Source organism: Acidovorax radicis N35, from assembly GCF_000204195.1.
Taxonomy (GTDB): Bacteria; Pseudomonadota; Gammaproteobacteria; order Burkholderiales; family Burkholderiaceae_C; genus Acidovorax; species Acidovorax radicis.
Window position 1 is genome coordinate 1 of record NZ_AFBG01000008.1, and the last position, 20531, is coordinate 20531.

The following is a 20531-nucleotide window of genomic DNA, read 5'->3' on the forward strand; positions in this document are numbered from 1 at the left end:
GTAACGTACGTGTGTTTTTTTATGGGGAAAACAGGGCTCTAGCGCTTATCCACCATGCGCAAAAAGCTATCTATTTAATAGCAAATGGTTAACGCAGGCCTGCGCCACCAGTCCCCTCGGCGCGCTGGATCAATTCAATCTTGTAGCCATCGGGGTCCGTCACGAACGCGATGACCGTGGTGCCGCCTTTGACCGGGCCCGCTTCGCGTGTCACGTTGCCGCCCGAGGCCTTGATCTTCTCGCATGCGGCGTAGGCGTCGGGCACGCCCAGGGCGATGTGGCCATAGGCCGTGCCCATCTCGTAGCTTTCGGTGCCCCAGTTGTAGGTCAGCTCGATCTCGGCCTGGCCAGGGTTGCCGCCGTCAAATCCCAGAAAAGCCAGCGAGTATTTGTACTCGGGGTTCTCGGACTGGCGCAGCAGTTGCATGCCCAGCACCTGGGTATAGAAATCAATCGAGCGTTGAAGGTTGCCAACGCGCAGCATCGTGTGGAGGAATTTCATCCCTTCGATTGTGCAGGGATGTCAAAAACCAGGCAGGTGGTGGTGGCGTGGGCATACAGCGTGCCGTCGGGCCCCACCAGGCGCGCCTCGGCCGTGGCCAGCTGGCGCCCGCTGTGGATCACGCGGCCTTCGGCGCGCACGCGCGGCACCTTGGGCGTGATGGCCTTGACCAGGTTGATGCCCAGCTCGGCCGTGGTGTAGCCGCGCCCGGGCTCCATGCGCGTATGGATGGAGCAGCCCAGGGCAGAGTCGAGCAGGGTGGCAAACCAGCCGCCGTGCACCGTGCCCATGGGGTTCAGGTGCTCGGCGCGGGGCGTGCCCTGGAAGACGGCCGTGCCTTCACCGACTTCGATGATCAAGAAGTCCAGCGTTTTGGCGATGGCGGCGTAGGGCAGTTCGCCACGCAGCATGGCCTGCATCTGCTCCAGGCCGTTCAGATGGGCGATCTGTTCACGCCGCGCCACGCCCGGGCCGGGGCCTGCATCCAGCCGCGCCAGGATGTCGCGCTCTTGGGCCAGCCAGTGTTCAAGGTGGTTGTGTTGGGTCATGATTTTTCCGGGTCAGTGGTGGGGTCGAAACGCATGAGTTGCATATGCAATTATTGCAGATACAATTAAATCCATGCAAGCCGACACATCCACCATGGACTTTGCCGCACCACCCGTTGCCCGGACGGTGCCACAGGGGTGCACCAACTTCAAGCTGCGCCAGCTGATGCGCCGCGTGGCCAACCACTACGACGCCGAAATGGCGAAATGCGGGCTCAAGACCACGCAGTATTCGCTGCTGTCGCATGTGCTCACGCTAGGGCCCATCCGGCCGGGCGACCTCGCTGTGGCCATGAAGATGGATGCCTCCACGTTGACGCGCAACCTGCGTCCCCTGGTCGATGCGGGCTGGGTGACGCTGGAGGCAGGCGCAGATGCCCGCAGCCGCCTGGCCCACATCACCGACACCGGCCGCGTAAAACGCGCCGAGGCACAACGCCACTGGAAAGCCGCGCAGCTTGCTCTGAATGAAACGCTGGGCGTGGAACGCGTGATGGCGCTGCATGCGCTGGTGGACGACTCACTGGATTTGCTGGCAGTGCTGCCAGTGCAGGAGGCTGGGCATGACGAATAACAACACCCCTCCAGCCACCACCCAGTCCGCCGCACCGCTGGCCCTGTGGCTGGTCCTGCTGGCTGCTGCAGGTGCTTTTGCGCTCACCATGGGCACGCGCCAGACCATGGGCCTGTTCCTGTCGGCGCTCAACACGTCCACCGCGCTGGGCATTGGCAGCATCAGCCTGGCCTTTGCGTTCGGCCAGCTGTGGTGGGGCCTGACCCAGCCGTTTGCCGGGGCGGTGGCGGACCGCATCGGCACTGGCCGCGTGATCCTTCTGGGCGTGGCGCTGGTGGCGCTGGGCACCTTCATCACGCCGTACATGACCACCACGGCCGGGCTGATTTTTGCGATTGGTGTGTTGGCTGCAGGCGGTGCAGGCATGGCCGGGCCGTCGGTGCTGATGGCGGCGACCGCGCGGCTGGTACCCGCCAACAAGCGCGGGCTGGCCAGCGGCATCGTCAACGCGGGCGGGTCGTTTGGGCAGTTTGTGATGGCGCCTGTTGCCATTGGCCTGACCGCCGCGGTGGGCTGGGCCAGTGCCATGCAGTGGCTGGGTGTGCTGGTGCTGCTGGCGCTGCCTGCGGTGTGGGTGCTCAGGGGCAATTCGAACGCCTTGGCCGCGCAGGCCGCCGCCGCATCGGGCCAGAAGGCGCTGACGGCGCGCCAGGCCATTGCCCAGGCGCTGGCCACGCCGAGCTACCGGTATCTGGCGGCGGGCTTTCTGGTGTGCGGCTTTCACGTGGCATTCCTGGCCACGCACCTGCCGGGCGTCATTGCCGCATGTGGTCTGCCGCCTGAGATCGGCGGGTGGTCGCTGGCCATGATCGGCTTGTTCAACATTGTCGGCAGCCTGGCCATGGGCTGGGCCGTGGGGCGCTGGCGCATGAAGTCGTTGTTGTCACTGCTGTACGCCACGCGTGGCCTCGCAGTGCTGATCTTCTTGTTTGCGCCCAAGACGCCCACGGTGGTACTGGTCTTTGCCGCTGTGATGGGTGTGACGTTTCTCTCCACCGTGCCGCCCACGGTCGGGCTGGTGGCAAAGATGTTCGGCACGGCCAACATGGCCATGTTGTTTGGCATCGTGATGCTGGCGCACCAGATTGGTGGCTTCTTTGGTGCCTACCTGGGCGGCAGCGTGTTCCAGGCCACGGGCAGCTATGACTGGGTCTGGTACATCGACATCGTGCTGGCCGTGGGCGCGGCCCTGGTCAACCTGCCGATCCGCGAAGCCCGGCTGGTGCGCCCTGCAGCCGCCTGACCCTGCCAACACCCGTCCACCATCCCCTCATCTCCTAATTTTTTGCCATGACCGCTCACCTTGTTTCCACCGCATCCGCCCCCACCGACATGCAGCCCGTGTACCTGGACGACCTCGCTGTGGGTGACCTGTTCAAAAGCGGCGAACACGCCATGGACGAAGCGCAGATCACCGCCTTTGCTGCGCAATTCGACCCCCAACCGTTCCACCTGGATGACACTGCTGCCCGCGCCACGCTGTTTGGGGGGCTGGCGGCCAGCGGCTGGCACACGGCGTCCGTGACCATGCGCCTGCAGGTCACCACGGGCCTGCCGATTGCGGGCGGCATCATCGGGGCAGGGGTCGAGTTGAGCTGGCCCCGGCCCACGCGCGCCACCGACGTGCTGCACGTGGTGAGCGAGGTGCTGGAGATCCAGCCCTCCAAATCCAAGCCCGACCGTGGCATGGTCACCGTGCGCAGCGAAACCCGCAACCAGCACGGCGATGTGCTGCAACTGTCCACAGTCCGCATCGTGGTGCCACGCAGGCCTGTGGCCAACGGGGCAGGGGCCTGATGTGACCGAGCCCCTGAACCCACGCACCCGCATGCTGCTGGAGGCGCCGATTGCGCCCACGCTGCTGCGGCTGGCGGCGCCCAATGTGCTGGTGATGCTGGCGCAGGCGGGCGTCGGGCTCATCGAGACCTACTTTGTCGGCAAGCTGGGCACCGATGCGCTGGCGGGCATGGCGCTCGTCTTCCCGGTCGTCATGCTGATGCAGATGACCTCTGCGGGGGCCATGGGCGGCGGTATTGCGTCGGCCATCGCCCGCGCTCTGGGTGCCCGGCGGCGCGACGATGCCGACGCGCTGGTGCTGCACGCGCTGGCCATTGCGGCGGTGTTTTCGCTGGTCTTCACCGTGGGTGTGGTGGGAGGAGGGCGCTGGCTTTACACCCGCATGGGCGGCACAGGCGGCGCGCTGGACGCGGCGCTGGTCTATTCCAATTGGGTCTTTGCGGGCGCGTTTCTGGTGTGGCTGTTCAACACGCTGTCGGCCGTGATCCGGGGCACGGGCAACATGGCCGTGCCGGCCTATGTCACGGTGCTGGGCGCCTTCGTGCTGGTGCCGTTGTCGCCACTGTTCATCTTTGGCTGGGGTCCCATGCCCGGCCTGGGCATTGCCGGCGGGGCCATCGCGCTGATGGCGTACTACCTGATCGGCAGCGTGGTGCTGGCAGCGTATCTGTGGTCGCCGCGCAGCCTGCTGCAGCCATCGTTCGCGCACATCCGGTTTCGCTGGGTGCTGTTCAAGGACATCCTGCGGGTCGGGTTGGTGGGCACTGTGTCGACCGTGGCCACCAATGTGGCGATTGGGGTGACCACCGCGTTGGTCGGCGGTTTTGGCACGGCGGCCATTGCCGGGTACGGCACCGCATCGCGGCTTGAGTACCTGCTGGTGCCCCTGGTATTTGGCCTGGGCGCGCCGTTGGTCGCCATGGTAGGCACCTGCATTGGCGCGGGCCAGCGCGAGCGCGCCTTGCGCGCCACCTGGATCGGCGCCGGCATGGCGTTTGTGATGGCCGAGGCGATCGGCCTGTGGGCAGCGGCGTTTCCCAACGCGTGGCTGTCGCTGTTCAACAGCGATCCGGCCATGCTGGAGGCGGGCGCGCTGTATCTGCGCACCGTCGGGCCGGTGTACGGCTTTTTCGGTCTGGGCCTGGTGCTGTACTTTGCCTCGCAAGGGGCAGGGCGCCTGCTCTGGCCGGTGATCGGCAACATCGTGCGCCTCGCCATTGCGGTCACCGGTGGTTGGCTGGCGCTGCGCTGGGGCGGTGGTTTGGCGGCGGTGTTCGCCGCACAGGGCGTGGCGCTGGTGCTGTATGGCGTGGTCAACGCCTGGGCGATTGCGGGTGGTGCCTGGTTTGGCCCGGTGGGATGGCCGCGCAGCATGGCGGGCTTGCTGCGGCGCATGCCGCAGGCATAGAAATAGAACAAAAATGGCTGCTAGCGCTTATTTATCAAGCGCTAACAGCTATCAATTTGGTAGTACCTCGTTGAATCAAACCGGAACGGTGTAGTTCAGCGTCATGCGGCCACCATCCACGGTCACGATCTCGCCGGTCACATAACTGGCGGCGTCGCTGGCCAGCCAGGCCACCACATCGGCAATCTCCGATGGCTCGCCCAACCGCTTCATGGGGGTGCGGCTCATGATCTTCTGCTTGGCCTCGTCGCTGGTCAGCACGGCCTTGGCGGCCAGCTCGGTGGCGATGGTGCCGGGCGCCACGGCGTTCACCCGGATGTTCTTGTCAGCCAGCGCCAGGGCCATCACGCGCGTGAGCTGGTTCACGCCGCCCTTGCTCACGTTGTAGCTGGAGATGTTGGGAATGGTCAGCACGCCGTTGACCGAACTCATGTTGACGATGGCGCCGCCGCCGCAACCGCCATTTTGTGCCACCATGGCCCGCGCCACGGCCTGGCCGACAAGGAACGAGCCCTTGAGGTTGACCCGCAGCACGGCGTCAAAGTCGGCCTCGGTCACGTCCAGAAAGTCTGCAGCCCGAAAGATGCCCGCGTTGTTCACCAGCACGTCGATGCGCCCGTGGGCCGCCAGGGTCTGGGCCACGAGCGCATCCACCTGCGCCTTGTCGCCCACATCGCAGCGCACATACAGCGCGCCCAGTTCCTGTGCCAGCGCCTGGCCCCGCGCATCGTCCACATCGACGATCACCGGTTTGGCGCCTTCAACCGCAAAGCGGCGGACGCAGGCTTCGCCAATGCCTTGGGCACCGCCAGTGACGATGCAGACACGGCCTTGGTGGCCGAAGTGGATGGAAGACGCTGAAGGAGTTTGGGAAGAAAGGGTCATGGGCACGGATGGTAGCGGCCGAGGGAGATCTCGGCCCTGTGCGGTCCCACATTGTTTAAATAGATACGATGTATATTATGTTAAATTACAAATCTACCAACATAGATCAGCAGTTCACCAAGGCGTCTTGTTGACACAAAGCCAGTACGCGCCAGCCTGGCAGACCATGTCCGCCATCACATCGAAATCCATGGGTTTGACCACGTAGCTGTTGGCACCCAGGTCGTACGACTGCACCACGTCCCGCTCTTCCTGGGAAGACGTCAGTATCACCACGGGAATCCGCCGTGTGCGCTGGTCACCCTTGATGGTGCGCAGTACCTGCATGCCATCCACCCGCGGCATTTTCAGATCGAGAAGCACCAGCTTCGGGCTGGCTTCATCGTGCTGCGAATATTCTCCAAGCCGAAACAGGTAGTTGATGGCCTGTTCGCCATCTTTGACCCACAGCATCTTGCTGGCGAACCCTCGCTTCTTCAGCGCGCGAATCGCGAGTTCTGCGTCGTTGGGACTATCCTCCACCAAGAGAATATCGACTTCTTCAAACAGCTTCATTGCAGCCCTCCCGTGGGACGGTGAAATAAAACGTGGCGCCTTCACCCACATTCCCGTCAGCCCAGACGCGCCCGCCATGGCGGTGCACTATCCGCTGGACCAAGGCAAGACCCACGCCGGTTCCTGGGAATTCCTGGGCATCGTGCAGCCGCTGAAAAACCCCAAACAACTTGTCTTTGTACTTTGGGTTGAATCCGGCTCCATTGTCACGCACGAAAAAAGTGTGTTCCTGATCATCAGAAATAGCCCCGATCTCAATGCGAGGATCGCTCTGCTTCGAACTGAACTTGAGGGCGTTCGACAGTAGATTCGTCCACACTTGCCCCAAAAGCACCCGGTCACCTGTCGCGACAGGCATTGCCCCGATATGCAGGTTCACGCGGCTGAAATCCTCGTGTTCGTTCAGTGCGTTCCAGGTGGTGAGAGCCAGCTCCCCCATCGCCAACTCCCCTACTTTGAGTGCCCGGCGGCCCAATCGTGACAACGCCAGCAAATCATCGATCAGCACCCCCATGCGCCGCCCCTCGTTCTGGATGATCTGGACTTTTCGCCGGGCTTCATCGTCCAGACTCTCGCCATGGTCTTCGACCAGGGCCTCGGAGAAACCGACTATCCATCGAAGTGGCGCACGCAAATCATGAGAGACGGAATAGCTGAAGCTCTCAAGCTCCTGATTCGCTGTCTGCAATTGCATTGTGCGCTGGGAGACGCGTTGTTCCAACTCGGCGTTGAGTTCGCGGATTTCCTGGTCAGCCCGTTCACGTTCCTGGGCTTCGCGTTCCAAGGCCTTGTTGGCTGCCTGCAGATCTTCGGCGCGCCGCCCAATTTCCGACAACATGTCATTGAACGCATCCGCCAGGTAGCTCAGCTCGTCCTTCGTGGTCTTCTCCACCCGCAGCGAAAAGTCCTTTTGCTCAGTGACCTGCCGCGCCAGTTTTGTGACGGCAAGGATGGGCTTCGTCAAGGCCGACTGCAGCCATACCGACATGCCGCTGGCCACGAGCAAGCTCAGGCCCATCACGCTGGCGAGGATGCCCAGGTAGCTCCAGAACCGCTGGACGAGTTCGTAGTCCGCGCTCATATAGACGGTGCCCACGATCTCGTTGTTTTCGAGAATTCTCTTGAAAACCGCCAGTTCGTTGTCTTCCAAACGCACCCCGTCTGACTGGGGCAGCTCGGGGATTTTGTGCCCCGTGAAACTCCCCTCGCCTCGGTATTGCGCCACCATCTTTCCGCGCGCGTTGTAGATTGCGGCCGCCCGAATCTGGCGCCGGGTCTTCAGCAGGGAGAGGTTTTCCTCTGCGGATTTGTGATCATCAAAAGCCAAGGCGGGACCGGTCGCTCGGCCCAGGATTTCTGCCTGCGTCTGTAGATCGCTGACCACATTCTGTTTGTACGTCTGAAGTTCATACCAGGCGAGCGCGGCGCCTGCCACTGTCAGTGAAACGAACGTGGCCGCGAGCATGGCCAACGCGAACTTGTAGCGGAGTGAGCGAGCGATGGCGTTCCACATCTAGCGCCCCTCGCCATGCACCTTCTGGGCCACCGCGAGCAATCGGGAGCTCAGGCGCAATCCACCTTTTTTGACGGAATCGAGCGAGACCTCGAAGCGGACATTTTTATCCACGGGCAGAAAATTGATCATGCCTCCCAGCGCCAGCCCTGCTGGCTCTTCCGTGACGACAAGTACCGGCCGGGCTTGCAAGGCGCCCCTCAAGGGTTTCAGCTGTGTGGCATCACCCTTGCCAACGAACAGGATGGCGACATCGTCCAGGGAGTCCCCAGCTTTGAGGCGGCGAACCGCAAGGCCCCGAGATTGAATCTTGCGGCCCTGAACGATTTGCATCAGTTCCTCGGCAATGGGATCGGCTCCCAGGACGCCAATCGTGAGAGGTGCGTCCACGGGGCCCGGAGATCCTTCAGGCCACTCAACGTAGCCTGCAAATTTATAGAGAAAAGCTGCTTTGATTTGGAACTCATCGTTCGGCCAGTCTGGCTGAGCTGCACACGGGTTGATGAGCACACCGAGCAGCAGCAATGCAAGGACCAAGCCCCGCTTCAACAGCAGCGAAGACAGCCAGGTTTTCACAAAGTCCACCTGATTCGCAAGGCAACGTTGCGGGGGATTTTTTTGCGGCTCATCGGCGCATTGAACTCCGGGTGAGCGCCATCAAACAGATTCTGACCCACGATCGAAAATTCGACCCCGGGCCGCACTGTCCAGCCAAAACGCACATCCACGGCCGTGTATGCAGGCACCGCGGGGTCGGGCAACGCCCCTACCCTTCGCACAATGACGTCGAGTTCCTGGCGATGGGGCAGATTGAATCCGGCACGCAGCATCCACTGGTGGCCAGGATCGTTGCCCAGCGCGCGGGGCCCTTCTGGATCGGTGCTCCCGGGCATGACGCGCAGGTTCTTGCGCAATACCGACAATCCGCCCGCCAACCGCAGATTGCGTGCCGCGTGCCACTCGCCCCAGGCTTCCAATCCCCAGGTCTTTCCTTCGATCATGTTCTGCACCTGCGCACCAGGCGCTCGCTGCCCGCTGCGCAATTTGTCCCAATGGTGCTGAAATGCAGTGACCGAATAGGACAATGTTGACGATGGCTGGGACCGGTATCCAAGCTCCAGGACCTTGGCGACTTCAGACTCGAAGTCCGGTCCTCCAGCAATGATGAATGGGGGGTTGGGCGGCAGCCGTATGTCGCGGTCCAGGCGCGCTGGCGCCCGCACTGCCCGTGAAATAGCGCCCCACCAAAGCTGGTGTGGAGAAGGTTTCCACTCAAAGCGCGCGCTTGGAAGGGACTCCATTCCTGTGAAATCATTTCTTTCCAGTTTGGTGCCAACCGTCAGGTTGAGATGCTCGGTCACCTTGAATTCGTCTTGCACAAACAGATTCGCCCAGTGCAGCGACGCTTGTGCCGGAGCAAACCCGAAAATCACGCCCGGACGAATGACATCACTGGCCTGCCTGTAACCGCCGCCCCAGAGCAGCCGGTGCGATTCCAGTGGCACACCGTGCTGAAACTCCACATCAAGAACACGCTGCCGTGGTTGGTACAGAAACGCGTCTTTCCGGTCCGTGTAGTCGTAGTAGGCCTGCAGGCGAACGTCCTGCCCTGCTTCCAGCTTTCGCGTCAGGCGGCCGAGGATGTTGGCACCGGATGCTTCCACCCGCCCTATATCAAAACGCCCAAAGAACCCGCGGTTGTCTGTGGCGCCCTCGTACACGTCGCCTTGCAAGGTCAGTTCGGTGTCTTTATCCGCCCAATCAGCCCTCCACCCCAGTTGCCCACGCGAACGGCCATCCGTGGCTGCTGTGTTCCCTATCGACACAACCGGGCGCGTCACATCCCCCTTTGCATAGACGCGAAAAGTAGCGCCCTCGCCCAGCACGCCACCGTATCTGAAAGACGCTTCCCGCCCCTGATTGCCCGCGCCAACCACCAAAAGTCCCCCCTTGGGTGTGGGCAGAGGATTTGGTGATCACGTTGATCACACCGTTGACTGCGTTGGCGCCCCACAGAGTGGCGCCAGGCCCGCTGATGACTTCTATTCGATCGACGTCTTCCAGCATGACGTCCTGCTGGTCCCAAAAAACCCCTGAGAAAAAAGGTGTGTAGACCGTGCGCCCATCGATCAAGACCAGGAGCTTGTTCCCAATGGCATTGTTAAAGCCACGTGCACTGATTGCATATTGGCTTGCGTCAAGGCGGGCGACCTGAAGATTGGGCGCCAAGCGCAAAGCTTCCGGAAGGGTGGCAGCGCCCGAACGGCGGATACTGTCGGAAGTGATCACAAAAATCGCGGCGGAAGCGTCCCCCAGAAACTCGGGATGCCTCGCAGCGGAAGTGATCTGAATGTTGGCCAGCTCTTCGATGGAAAGCTCGGCAAGCAAGGAGGCCTTGTTATCCTGTGCCTGCACAGAAGACAAAGGCAGCAAAGACAGGGTCAACCACGCTGTCAGGTATGTTCGGATCTGTATCACGGCCAGCCTCCCCCATGTTTGCGTGGCAAGCTTTCGTAGCCAGCCATTCAAAGCATGGTAGGTTGAAAACCTTTTGGTGCAAACCTTTCAACGGGGGTTGCGCATCCAAACGACGGAAATTGAGAACTTCTTGATGCCCAGGGTGCTGCACCCTAGACTACTTTCAGCACGGCAGTGTTCCGCAGGCTCGTCCTGCGGAAGGAGGAATACTTGCAAGCCGCCCCCCTGAACATCCTGATGGTCGAGGATGAGCCCAACGACGCGGAACTCGTCGCACATACCTTGCGGCGTGCATCGTTGCACTTTACGAGCCGCCGGGTAGACAACGAAGAACGGCTGCGCCACGAGCTGCGTGCGAGCGTGCCGGACATCGTCCTTTCAGATTTCAGCATGCCCCGCTTCAATGGCATCGACGCGCTGTCAGTGGTCAGGGAGATGTGCCCAGAAGTTCCGTTCATCTTCGTATCTGGAACGATTGGAGAAGAGAACGCCATCAGTGCTCTCAAAAGCGGTGCAACGGACTACATCCTGAAGCATGACCTGGGGCGTCTTGCCCCGGCAATCCATCGCGCTCTCAACGATGCCGAGCTGGTGCGGGAGCAAAAGCGCACTCAGGAAGCTTTGCGGCATAGCGAATTGCGGTTTCGCCTGGCGGCCTCGACGGGCGATGTCTGGGACTGGAATATCGACACGGGCATTGCGCAGATTTCAGCGCAGTGGAAGTTTCGCCTGGGCTATGCGGACGAGGAAATTGAAAATACGGCAGCGGCATGGCTCAATCTATTGGAGCCCAGCGATCGACAGATGGTCCTGAGCGCCTTTGCAGCCCACATCAAAAACCGTGCTCCGTACGATGTGGAATACCGGGCATTGGCCAAAGACGGCTCCTACCGCTGGTCGCATGCCAAGGGCCAGGCGGTGTGGGATCACAATGGCTTGGCGACCTATATGGCCGGCTCTGTCGTTGACATCACCGAGCGAAAGAATGCAGAACTCAAAGTCAAGCGCCTCAACCGGATTTATGCGGTATTGAGCAGCATCAATTCTTTGATTGTAAGGACACAAGATCGCAAGGATTTATTCCAGGAGGCCTGTCAAATTGCCGTGAATGCCGGTGGCTTTTGCCTGGCATGGATTGGAATTATCGACATTGAGGTGCAAAAAATTACCGCTGTCGCATGGGCAGGTGCGGGAGAGGATTATATTGATCACATACCGATGGGAATCGATTCCGATCGGCAGGACTATGGGCTTATTGGCGAATGCATTGAAAATGCAAAAACCATTTTAGTTCAAGACATCAAGAGTGACACCAGGATTTTATTGCAACAGCAGGCGATCTCCCGAGGTTTTCAAAGTTTTGGACTTTTCCCTCTTTCTGTCAACAAGAAGCCCATCGGGCTCATGGCCCTATACGCTTCCGATCAGGACTTTTTTGATGAGGCCGAAATTCGGTTGCTCCAGGAGCTCGCATCTGACATTGCGTTCTCTCTGGATCATCTCGAAAAATCAGAACGGCTCAACTATCTTGCCTACTATGATGCCCTGACAGGACTTCCCAATCGAAGCCTGCTGCAAGATCGCTTTCACCAGCTGATTAAAAATACCATTCGGGAAGAAGATGACGGCTGCATTGCATTGATATGGATGAATATCGAGAGATTCAAAAATATTAATGATACTTTGGGCCGGCATGCCGGAGATGCAATGATTCAATCGGTCGCCAGGCGATTGATTGAAGCACTGGGCTCCAGCGACAAAATAGCACGAATGGGATCAGATCAGTTTGGAATCATCGCAACGTATCGGAGCGTTCCTGCAGAAATAGCCCACCTTCTGACTGAAAAAATATTTCCCTTGATGGACCGTCCTTTCATCTTTGAAGGGAAAGAGCTGTATTTGTCTTTCCGGACTGGGATATCCCTTTTTCCCGACGATGGAAAAGATGCAGACACATTGTTCGCGCATGCTGAAGCGGCTTCGCGTGAGGCCGGTGCGGCCAGTGGCCGTTACCAGTTCTACACGCCGTCCATGAATTCCCAGGTGCACAATCAACTCAACATGGAGAGCAAGCTTCACAAGGCGCTCGAAAATGAAGAGTTCGTATTGCACTACCAACCTAAAGTTTCGCTTTGGGATGGAAAAATTACCGGAATGGAAGCGCTTATTCGATGGAACGACCCCGACGCCGGGCTTGTATCGCCTGCGGTTTTCATCCCCATTCTGGAAAAAACCGGTTTGATCATCGACGTTGGGCAATGGGTTCTACAAAAAGCTATTCAGGACTATGAGAAATGGCGCAGCCAGGGTCTGGCCCCATCGCGGATCGCTGTCAACGTTTCGGCAGTCCAGATACGCCGATCAGAATTCGCCAGTGTTTTGAAATCCTGCCTGAAAGGTTATCAAGGGTCGGAGGTGCCTCTTGATATTGAAATCACCGAAAGCCTTTTCATGGAGGATGTGGACATCAACATTCAACGGCTGCACGATATCCGTGCAATGGGTGTTCGACTGTCTATTGATGATTTTGGAACCGGGTATTCTTCACTCACCTATTTAAAGCGTTTTCCTATAGATTATCTTAAAATCGATCAGAGTTTTGTGAAGGAAATAATCTATGATCCCGATGCGGCTGCAATTTGCAATGCAATCATTGATCTTGCTCACAATCTCAAACTAAAAGTGATCGCGGAAGGTGTGGAAACCGAGGCGCAAATGAATTACTTGCACCGCAAGAATTGCGATGAAATTCAGGGGTATTTCTTTAGCAAACCGATAGAGGCTACGAGTCTTGGTCGGCTGCTTGCAGATGGGGCCGCACTGAAAATCGCGGCGCAGCCCTCTGCAGTCGCCAAGAGAATTCTGATCGTAGATGATGAACCAAGCATTCTTTCATCCATGCGACGACTATTGAGGCGTGATGGATACGACATATTGACGGCGAACAGCGCAAAAGAGGGTTTCGGGATCCTGGCACAGCATGAGGTTCAGGTCATTCTCTCGGACCAACGAATGCCTGAAATGTCAGGAACAGAGTTTCTTTCGAGGGCACGAGAGCTTTATCCCGACACCATTCGAATAGTGCTTTCGGGATATACCGACCTGGAATCCATCTCAGATGCCATTAACAGGGGCGCAATTTATAAATTCCTGACAAAACCCTGGGATGATGAGTTGCTGCGGGAAAATATTCGCGAAGCGTTTAGGCACTATGATGCGGCACAGCGCAAAAACGCGTAATTTTCTAGCTGTGTGATTTCTTAGCCATCGGGTCCCAAGACCTCGCCATTGGGGCCCCACGTTACCTGGGTCAGCCCCGGTTCCAGCGCTTCCAGACGGCGGCGTTCCAGTTCCGTCGCATTCAGCTTCCCGAATTCATGGCGCCCGACGTCAGCCAATTCGCTTTCATGGCGCAGTTGGTCCGCCCTTTCGAGGGCAGAGCGGACATGACCAAGCAGGTCTTTTTCGTCCCAGGGTTTCAACAGATAACGGAAAACTTCGGCGTCATTGACTGCGCGCATCAGGTTCTCCGAATCGGAGGATGCACTTAAAACCATCCTGACGGCCTTGGGTTGGATGGCCCGGACCAAGCCCAGAAACTCCACGCCGGTCATGAGCGGCATTCGAAAGTCCGAGATCACCACATCAAAAGCAACCTCCCTCAGTCTGGCCAAAGCGACTTCTGGATCGACGGTCTCTTCAATGCGAAGGTCGGAGCCAAGTCCTGCACGGAGGCTCCGCTTGATCGCTGCCAGGACATGGTGTTCATCATCCAGTAAAAGAATTCTCTGCATGGACGGCTCCCTCCGTTACGGTTTTATAGGCAAGATCATTTCCACGTCGTCCCGTCCTTCGCGCAATCGCAGCCGTTTGATCAGTTCGGCAGTGAGCACGTGGTCGGCGGCCAACAACACCGCACCTTCACTGGACAGCAGGTCTCGCGCCAAGACCATGCCGGGTCGAAGTTGCTCGGTGCGCAGCATGCGCGGCGGAATTTCCGCTCCGGGCGCGGCCTTCAGAAGCATCTGCAGGAACACGTCCACCACCTCAGGATGAAACTGGGTTCCCCGGCCCCGGGCAATCATCGACCGGGCATCCGCAGCACTCAAGGGTGTGGAGCTGAGGTGGCCGATTTGCAGATCGTCGTAGGTGTCTGCCACTGCGAGGATGCAGGCTCCCATGGGAATCATCTCGCCGACCAAGCCATCTGGGTAACCCAGTCCATCGTGCCGCTCGTGATGGCTTCGGATAATGTTGGAGACCGTCTGCATGTCGTCGAGGGCCATCAGTGCCTGCTCCCCCAACACGGCATGCCGTCGGTACTGCGCCGTTTCTTCTTCGGAAAGCTTGGGCACGGGCTTGGCCAACAAGGTATCGGGCAGGGCAATCTGCCCAATGTCATGCATGAGCCCTGCGATAAATGCGTCTTGCTGATCCGCTTCCGCCATGTTCATGGCCCGTGCGGTGCGGCGGGCCAGGTCCGCCACACGGCGTGAATGACCGGAGAGTTGCCCGCCTCGCCACTCCATGAGGTTTGAAAACACCTTGATGGAAGTGAGATAGTTCTTCTTGATTTTTTGACTGAGCTGGAGCAATTCGCTGGTGCGCGCCGCGACCTTTTCCTCCAGGGTTTCATTCAATTCCATCAAGGCCTGGTTTTTGGACCTGAGCAGTTCCTCCAACCGGGCTTTTTCGTCTTCCAGGGCATGGCGCTCAAAAATCTGGTGCGCCGTGGCAAGCACCTCACCGTCATCCCACGGCTTGGTGATGTATCGATAGACTTCTCCGCTGTTGATGGCCGCGATGGTTGAACCAATGTCCGCGTAGCCCGTGAGCAGTACGCGCGTCGTTTTGGGCCACCGCTCCCGTATCTGCTCCAGCAACTGGGCCCCGCTCATGCCGGGCATTCTCATGTCGGAGAAGACCAGGTCCACAGGCTCTTGCTCCAGGTGCGCAATGGCTTCTGCACCACTCGTGGCCGTGGCCACCTGGTATCCGCTGCCACGGAACAGCCGCCTGAGCGAAGCCACAATATTGGGCTCGTCGTCCACGCAGAGAATGCGCCAGACGCGCTGGCCACCGTCCTGCTTTAGGCTGGCGCCCTCCTCTTGCAAAGCCGCCCCTGACAAGGCGGTGACGTCGATAGGGGAATTCACACCTCAAGCCTCCTGCGGGTGACGAATCGGCAGCGTGACACGAAAACGTGTCCCAACCCCCTGCTCACTGAACACGTCAATGCTTCCAAGGTGCTTCTTGACGATGCCATAGGAAAGAGACAGTCCAAGACCTGTGCCTTTGCCCACCGCTTTGGTGGTGAAGAACGGATCAAAGATTCTTCCCAGATTTTCCTTGGCGATGCCCTCCCCTGTGTCCTGTATTTCCACCCACACCTGGTTGTCATCAGCGCCGGTGCGAATGGTGATAGTGCCTCGGTCGGCCTGGATGGCATGTGCGGCGTTGACCAGAAGGTTCATGAACACCTGGTTGAGTTCAGAGGGCAAGCACTCGATATCCGGGATTTCTCCATACGCCTTCACGACCTCTGCCTTGTATTTGATTTCGTTGTTGACGATGTTCAGCGTGGAATCGATGCCGTGGTGCAAATCGGCCAGAACCCACTTTTGCGAGGTGTCCACACGGGAGAAGTCCTTCAGGTTCTGGACAATATTGCGCACCCGGGTAATGCCGTCTTTGGACTCTGTCATCAACGAGGGAATGTCCTCTTTCAGGAAGTCGAGTTCAATCTTCTCGCGCAAGGCCTTCAAGCGTGCGGCGACGGGAGTGCCCGCCAAGGCGGACTCGGCCTCTTCGTAAGCGGCAAGCATCTGAAACAGATCGCCCAAATAGCGCTCAAGGGTTCCGAAATTTGAAAATATGAATCCAATCGGGTTGTTGATTTCATGGGCAACCCCTGCGGCCAATTGCCCGATGGAGGCCATTTTTTCAGACTGCATCAACTTGTCCTGCGCATCCGAAAGCTTGGCGTTGAGCTGCATCAGCTCTTCATTGGAGCGCAACAGCTCCTTGACCCTGTCCGCCGTGACATCGATGGCAGAGAGCGAGGATGTGGTGTTCATGGCATCAGCCAATAGTGGATCGTGAGAACTCATATCAACCCCTCCTCAGGCCAGCAATGCGTGGCAGACCACTTCGTGTTGTTCAGCCACCGCATCAAAAACTTCTGCATAGTCCTTGTCGCCCAGTGCCAGCCGGCCCCATGCATCCAGGGACAGCAGCGGCACCATATCGTCTTCCTTGTGCGAAAGATCGAGGCCGTGTGCAATGTTGTCGGCAACATGGACGAGGTCTGCGAGCCCCCTGTTGCGCGTGGAAGGCGGCCGGTGATGGCATGCGATGGCGGTGACGATCTCTGGGGCAAAGTGCCAATGCTCTGCAATAACACCGCCGACCTCCGCGTGGTCCACACCAAAATGGTGTCGCTCCGCGGCATGCATAAGACAGTCATGTTCTGCCCGGTAGGCAATGGCGTGGGCATATTCCTCCTCATAGGAACTGACCAGGACCAGGCGCCCGATGTCGTGTACCAGACCCAGCGTAAATGCAGCGTCCTCGTCCAGTCGGGTGCGCTGCGCCAGGGCTCGGCAGGTAAGCGCGGTACCGATCGAGTGGCGCCAGAACGCATCAAAGTCGAAACCTTGGCAGCGTGACTTGGAAAACCCGCCGACCAGGCCAGCGGCCGTTGCCACGCTGCGCAACGTGCGCAGTCCCAGGATCGCAGTCGCCTCGGCGATGGAGGTGACCTGACGCGGTAGGCCATAGAAAGACGAATTCGCGAGCCGAAGGGTTTTGGCGGCAATGGCCTGGTCGTGCGATATCTTCACGGCCAGTTGCTCGGCAGAAATATGGCTGTCGCCAAAAGACTGGATCAACTCCAATACCACCGCTGGCAGCGCCGGCAGTTCGTGGACGCTGCGCAGGATGGCATCCGTAGTGAGTTGCTTCATGGCCTCTCCCCGGACCGATACCTCAAGATGAGGTGCAGCAACGGGTTGAGTTGCCCGACCTGCATGGCGGGCCTGAACAGATGCAGCAAACGCTTTTCAGTCTGTGCCTGCTGAGCGGCAGGGTCCAGCGTCTCGCCCCGGTGTTCTACCTCTTCGGGGGCATTCACAAAGATGGTGTCGATTCCCCGGTGCTGCAAGCTGTTCAGAATCCCGCGCGTGACAGGCGTACCCGCTGGCAACAGAAGCTGTGCATGCGCATCCAGCACTGGCTGCGCCAGAAGCAGCCCCTCGGGGAGCAGTTCAGTCGTTGTGGCAAGAGCTTGCATGGGCGCCCATATGGTTCAGGCCACACTGCTGGGGACCAGGACCAGCAGACGACCTCGTGAATGATTCTCCCCTCCTACCGAGCGGCAAACAACGCGAAAAGTGCCCCCAGCCAGTTGCACGTCGTGATAGCTCTGGTCCGCGGCCCGCCACACATGGCGCAAATCGGCCGGTAATACCTCGTCAGCATCCTGTCCCAACAACGCCGTGTTTCTGCCAAACAGGACTTCAGCGTCTGCATTCACAAAGGCCACCATGCCTTCCAGGTCTACCCCGATGACCGCAGCAGGAATATGGTCCAAGACCTCCCGTGCAACACTCAGGCTACTCTCTTCGCGGTGAATTTGCTCCCGTTGATTCGTGAGCAACTGTTGCAAGCGGTCGTTCACGGCACTGAGTTCCTCGTTGGCACTGAGAACGGCATTCGCAAGGCGCCGATTGTCATCAGCCATCCCTTTTTGAGTGAATGCTTCGGCGACGTGGCCGCGAAGCCGTTCGTCATCCCACGGTTTCGTGAGGAATTTGTAGATGGCACCCTCATTGATCGCGTCGGTGATGGACTGCAATTCCGTGTAGCCAGACAGCACCATCCGCACGGTGTCCGGATACAGCTCCTTGGCCCGGCGCAGAAACTCCACCCCGGTCATACCGGGCATTCGCTGGTCCGAAACAATCACATCCACCGAGTTCTCGGCCAGCCTTTGCAAACCTTGCGCTCCGCTGTTGGCCGTCACGATGTGATAGCCATCCCTGCGCAGCAATCTGCGCAGCGCAGAAACAATGCTGTCTTCGTCATCAACCAGCAACAAGGTGCGTTGGTGGGTGCGGCGCAGCAGCAGGTGCTCTGGCAGCGCCTTGCTCTCACGCAATAGCCCCCCCATGGCATCGGCTGTGAGCAAGCCGCTGAAATAGTAGCCCTGCATCTGGTCGCAGCCGTTGGCGATAAGCAATGCCAGTTGCCCCTCAGTCTCCACGCCTTCCGCCAGCACCTTCATCTGAAGGCTGTGCGCCATGTTGATGATCGCGCGCGTGATGGACACATCCTGCGATGCCGCCGTGACGTCATGCACAAACGAGCGGTCCACTTTCACCACGTCAATGGGCAGAGTGCGAAGGTAGCTCAGGCTGGAATAGCCGGTACCAAAATCATCGAGCGAAATTTCAATGCCCAGCGCCTTGAGGTCGCCCAGAATGCGCGCTATGCGGGCACTTTCTCCCATCAGTGCACCCTCGGTAATCTCCAGCCCCAGCAGCCTGGGGTCCAGGCCGGTTTCAATAAGAATTTTCTGTATTTTCTGGGTCAGATCAGGCTGTTGAAGCTGGCGAGCCGACAGGTTGACGGCAACCCGGCACATGACATGGCCCGCGCGCTGCCACTCCAGTGCCTGGAGGCAGGCCGCACGCAAAACCCATTCGCCAATGGGTACGATCAGGCCCGTTTCTTCTGCAACCCGGATGTAGCTGGACCGGGGTATCAAGGTGCCATCGGGGGAATTCCATTCCAGGAACGCCTCGGCACCAATAACGGTGCCGCTGACCAATTCGAGCTTGGGCTGAAAATGCAGTTCGAACTCGTTGCGCTCCAGCGCCCGGCGCAACCCAGATTCCATGGCGAGCCTGGAGATCGCCTTCGAATGCATGCCCGAGCTGAAAACGCAGATCTGGTTCTTGCCCAGTTCGTGGGCGCGATACATGGCCGCCTGAGTCTGCTGGAGCAGCTTTTCCGGGTCTTCCCCGTGCACGGGATAGATCGATATTCCGATATCGCACGTCACCTTGATCTCGTTGTCACCGATGGCGACCGGCAGAGACAGTGCGTCCACCAATGAGGCCGCGATGCCCCGAGCCAGGGTCTCGTCCACGGTCTCTTCCCGCGCCAGCACCAGCAAAAACTCGCCGCTGCCAAAATGCGCCAGCAAATCGTCCTGCGACACCTGGGGCTGCAGCCGTCTTCCTACCTCCATGAGCAACTGGTCCCCGGCTGCGTAGCCCAGTGATTCACTGACGAGCTTGAGCCGGTCAATCTCCACACTCAGGACCGCAATTTGCCGCCCTTGCCGCGCCGCCTCGCGCATTTTTGTATCCAGATACTCCGTCAGTGCATTACGGTTGGGCAGTCCGGTGATTTCGTCGGTGTTGGCGAGCTTGTCAAGTTTCTGTTCCGCCGCGCGCTGCAGCGTGATGTCCTGCAAAAGCGTAACCGTTCTGACCACTTTGCCATCTTCATCGGCTTCGGCCAGGACCCGGTGCAGTACCGTGCGCAAGCTGCCGTCGGCGTGAACAATGCGGTGCTGAAACTCGCAGACGTCATCGGGAGAAACGCCTTCGCTGATGGCCTGAACATATGGCCGCTCCACGGGGGGAACTTTGGCCAGCAGCCAGTCTTTGTCGGGGGAATCCTCGGTTTGCGGGATGCCGAAGATGGCGTGCATGCCGGACGACAAGGTGACGGAGCCAGAAACCAGGTCCACCTCGGCAGAACCTATGCGAGCGAGTTCCTCGGCGTTGCGAAACAACTGGACGCGCTGCTGGGCGTAGCGTGTCGCCGCCTGGATGGCACTGACGTCATGCAGCGTGACCAGATCTGCGGCTTGCGCCGAGAGAAAAATTCGCGCACCCCAGACCTGGGCGCCGAACCGTTCGCCATTCTTGCGCTGGCATTCGATCTCATAGGCTTTGCCAGGAACGCCCGCCACCCGGGCGCTGGCCTGCTCCCGCACCATGTCCCGATGCTCGGGCACGCACAGCAGCATGGGGTCCATGCCTCCCAGCATTTCTTCCTGCGTGTACCCAAAAAGTTCCAGAAGCTTTGGATTCACAAAAAGGAATCGACCCTTTTGAATCACAAAGACGGCCGCTTGCACCTGCTCCACCAGCAGCCGATAGTCGGCTTCAGACAGCGCGATCTCCTGTTCAAACGACCGGTCTTCAGTATCGTGACTATCCATTGTGATAAGCCTTGGCTAACACGGAAATGATGCA

19 protein-coding genes are annotated in these 20531 nt (G+C 59.2%); 5 read left to right on the forward strand and 14 right to left on the reverse strand.

Annotated elements, in window-relative coordinates; translation table 11 throughout:
* Positions 1–88: 88 nt before the first annotated feature.
* Both gloA and ARADN35_RS0102990 read right to left on the reverse strand, forming a co-directional pair.
* Positions 89–502, reverse strand: coding sequence for a lactoylglutathione lyase (gloA, locus tag ARADN35_RS0102985; RefSeq protein WP_010458830.1), 414 nt, complete (start codon positions 500–502; stop codon positions 89–91).
* Complete coding sequence (locus ARADN35_RS0102990) at positions 499–1050, reverse strand: PaaI family thioesterase (protein ID WP_010458833.1); 552 nt, start codon at positions 1048–1050, stop codon at positions 499–501. Before ARADN35_RS0102990 ends, gloA begins: the two co-directional genes overlap by 4 nt.
* 73 nt (positions 1051–1123) lie before the next feature.
* Between ARADN35_RS0102990 and ARADN35_RS0102995 the strand changes: the two genes are divergently transcribed.
* From ARADN35_RS0102995 to ARADN35_RS0103010, 4 genes are read left to right on the forward strand one after another with little or no spacing between them, the layout of a single operon-like run.
* The gene (locus ARADN35_RS0102995) at positions 1124–1624 is read left to right on the forward strand and encodes a MarR family winged helix-turn-helix transcriptional regulator (protein ID WP_010458835.1); all 501 of its coding nucleotides are present in this window, start codon (positions 1124–1126) and stop codon (positions 1622–1624) included.
* Complete coding sequence (locus tag ARADN35_RS0103000) at positions 1614–2867, forward strand: MFS transporter (RefSeq protein WP_010458837.1); 1254 nt, start codon at positions 1614–1616, stop codon at positions 2865–2867. The genes ARADN35_RS0102995 and ARADN35_RS0103000 overlap by 11 nt, the downstream gene beginning before the upstream one ends.
* Positions 2868–2914: 47 nt before the next feature.
* Entirely contained in the window at positions 2915–3421 is a 507-nt protein-coding gene (locus ARADN35_RS0103005) for a MaoC family dehydratase (protein ID WP_010458839.1), read from the forward strand.
* A gap of 31 nt (positions 3422–3452) precedes the next feature.
* The gene (locus ARADN35_RS0103010; protein ID WP_050812439.1) at positions 3453–4829 is read left to right on the forward strand and encodes an MATE family efflux transporter; all 1377 of its coding nucleotides are present in this window, start codon (positions 3453–3455) and stop codon (positions 4827–4829) included.
* Positions 4830–4904: 75 nt separating this feature from the next.
* Here the strand turns inward: ARADN35_RS0103010 and ARADN35_RS0103015 are convergent, their stop codons facing one another.
* From ARADN35_RS0103015 to ARADN35_RS26870, 6 genes are all read right to left on the reverse strand, one after another.
* Positions 4905–5714, reverse strand: a complete 810-nt coding sequence (locus ARADN35_RS0103015; protein WP_029413068.1) for an SDR family NAD(P)-dependent oxidoreductase — start codon at positions 5712–5714, stop codon at positions 4905–4907.
* Between the two features lie 114 nt (positions 5715–5828).
* The gene (locus ARADN35_RS0103020) at positions 5829–6269 is read right to left on the reverse strand and encodes a response regulator (protein WP_010458845.1); all 441 of its coding nucleotides are present in this window, start codon (positions 6267–6269) and stop codon (positions 5829–5831) included.
* Positions 6256–7782: a sensor histidine kinase, YfiR-like protein-associated gene (locus ARADN35_RS26855; RefSeq protein ID WP_010458847.1), complete on the reverse strand. Its 1527-nt coding sequence runs from the start codon at positions 7780–7782 to the stop codon at positions 6256–6258. The genes ARADN35_RS0103020 and ARADN35_RS26855 overlap by 14 nt, the downstream gene beginning before the upstream one ends.
* Complete coding sequence (locus tag ARADN35_RS26860; RefSeq protein WP_010458849.1) at positions 7783–8358, reverse strand: TOL_0243 family YfiR-like periplasmic protein; 576 nt, start codon at positions 8356–8358, stop codon at positions 7783–7785.
* Entirely contained in the window at positions 8355–9623 is a 1269-nt protein-coding gene (locus ARADN35_RS26865) for a TonB-dependent receptor domain-containing protein (protein ID WP_159103176.1), read from the reverse strand. The genes ARADN35_RS26860 and ARADN35_RS26865 overlap by 4 nt, the downstream gene beginning before the upstream one ends.
* Positions 9544–10227 carry a TonB-dependent receptor plug domain-containing protein gene (locus ARADN35_RS26870; protein ID WP_159103177.1) on the reverse strand — a complete coding sequence of 228 codons (684 nt, stop codon included), beginning with the start codon at positions 10225–10227 and terminating at the stop codon, positions 9544–9546. The genes ARADN35_RS26865 and ARADN35_RS26870 overlap by 80 nt, the downstream gene beginning before the upstream one ends.
* A gap of 243 nt (positions 10228–10470) precedes the next feature.
* On the opposite strand from ARADN35_RS26870, the gene ARADN35_RS25730 reads away from it, so the two are divergent.
* A complete protein-coding gene (locus tag ARADN35_RS25730; RefSeq protein ID WP_139019158.1) occupies positions 10471–13500 on the forward strand; it encodes an EAL domain-containing protein in 3030 nt (1009 codons plus the stop codon).
* Positions 13501–13520: 20 nt separating this feature from the next.
* Here the strand turns inward: ARADN35_RS25730 and ARADN35_RS0103045 are convergent, their stop codons facing one another.
* The 6 genes from ARADN35_RS0103045 to ARADN35_RS26875 are packed head-to-tail and all read right to left on the reverse strand — an operon-like array spanning position 13521 to position 20497.
* Entirely contained in the window at positions 13521–14054 is a 534-nt protein-coding gene (locus ARADN35_RS0103045) for a response regulator (RefSeq protein WP_010458853.1), read from the reverse strand.
* Between the two features lie 15 nt (positions 14055–14069).
* The gene (gene nosR, locus ARADN35_RS0103050; RefSeq protein WP_010458854.1) at positions 14070–15416 is read right to left on the reverse strand and encodes a response regulator c-di-GMP phosphodiesterase, NosR family; all 1347 of its coding nucleotides are present in this window, start codon (positions 15414–15416) and stop codon (positions 14070–14072) included.
* Between the two features lie 3 nt (positions 15417–15419).
* A complete protein-coding gene (locus tag ARADN35_RS0103055; protein ID WP_081474556.1) occupies positions 15420–16370 on the reverse strand; it encodes an ATP-binding protein in 951 nt (316 codons plus the stop codon).
* A 12-nt stretch (positions 16371–16382) separates the two neighbouring features.
* On the reverse strand, positions 16383–17225 hold the full coding sequence (locus ARADN35_RS0103060; RefSeq protein ID WP_010458856.1) for an HDOD domain-containing protein: 843 nt from the start codon (positions 17223–17225) through the stop codon (positions 16383–16385).
* Positions 17222–17551, reverse strand: coding sequence for a hypothetical protein (locus tag ARADN35_RS0103065; RefSeq protein ID WP_010458857.1), 330 nt, complete (start codon positions 17549–17551; stop codon positions 17222–17224). Before ARADN35_RS0103065 ends, ARADN35_RS0103060 begins: the two co-directional genes overlap by 4 nt.
* Before the next feature lie 15 nt (positions 17552–17566).
* The gene (locus ARADN35_RS26875) at positions 17567–20497 is read right to left on the reverse strand and encodes an EAL domain-containing protein (protein ID WP_010458858.1); all 2931 of its coding nucleotides are present in this window, start codon (positions 20495–20497) and stop codon (positions 17567–17569) included.
* Positions 20498–20531: the final 34 nt, after the last annotated feature.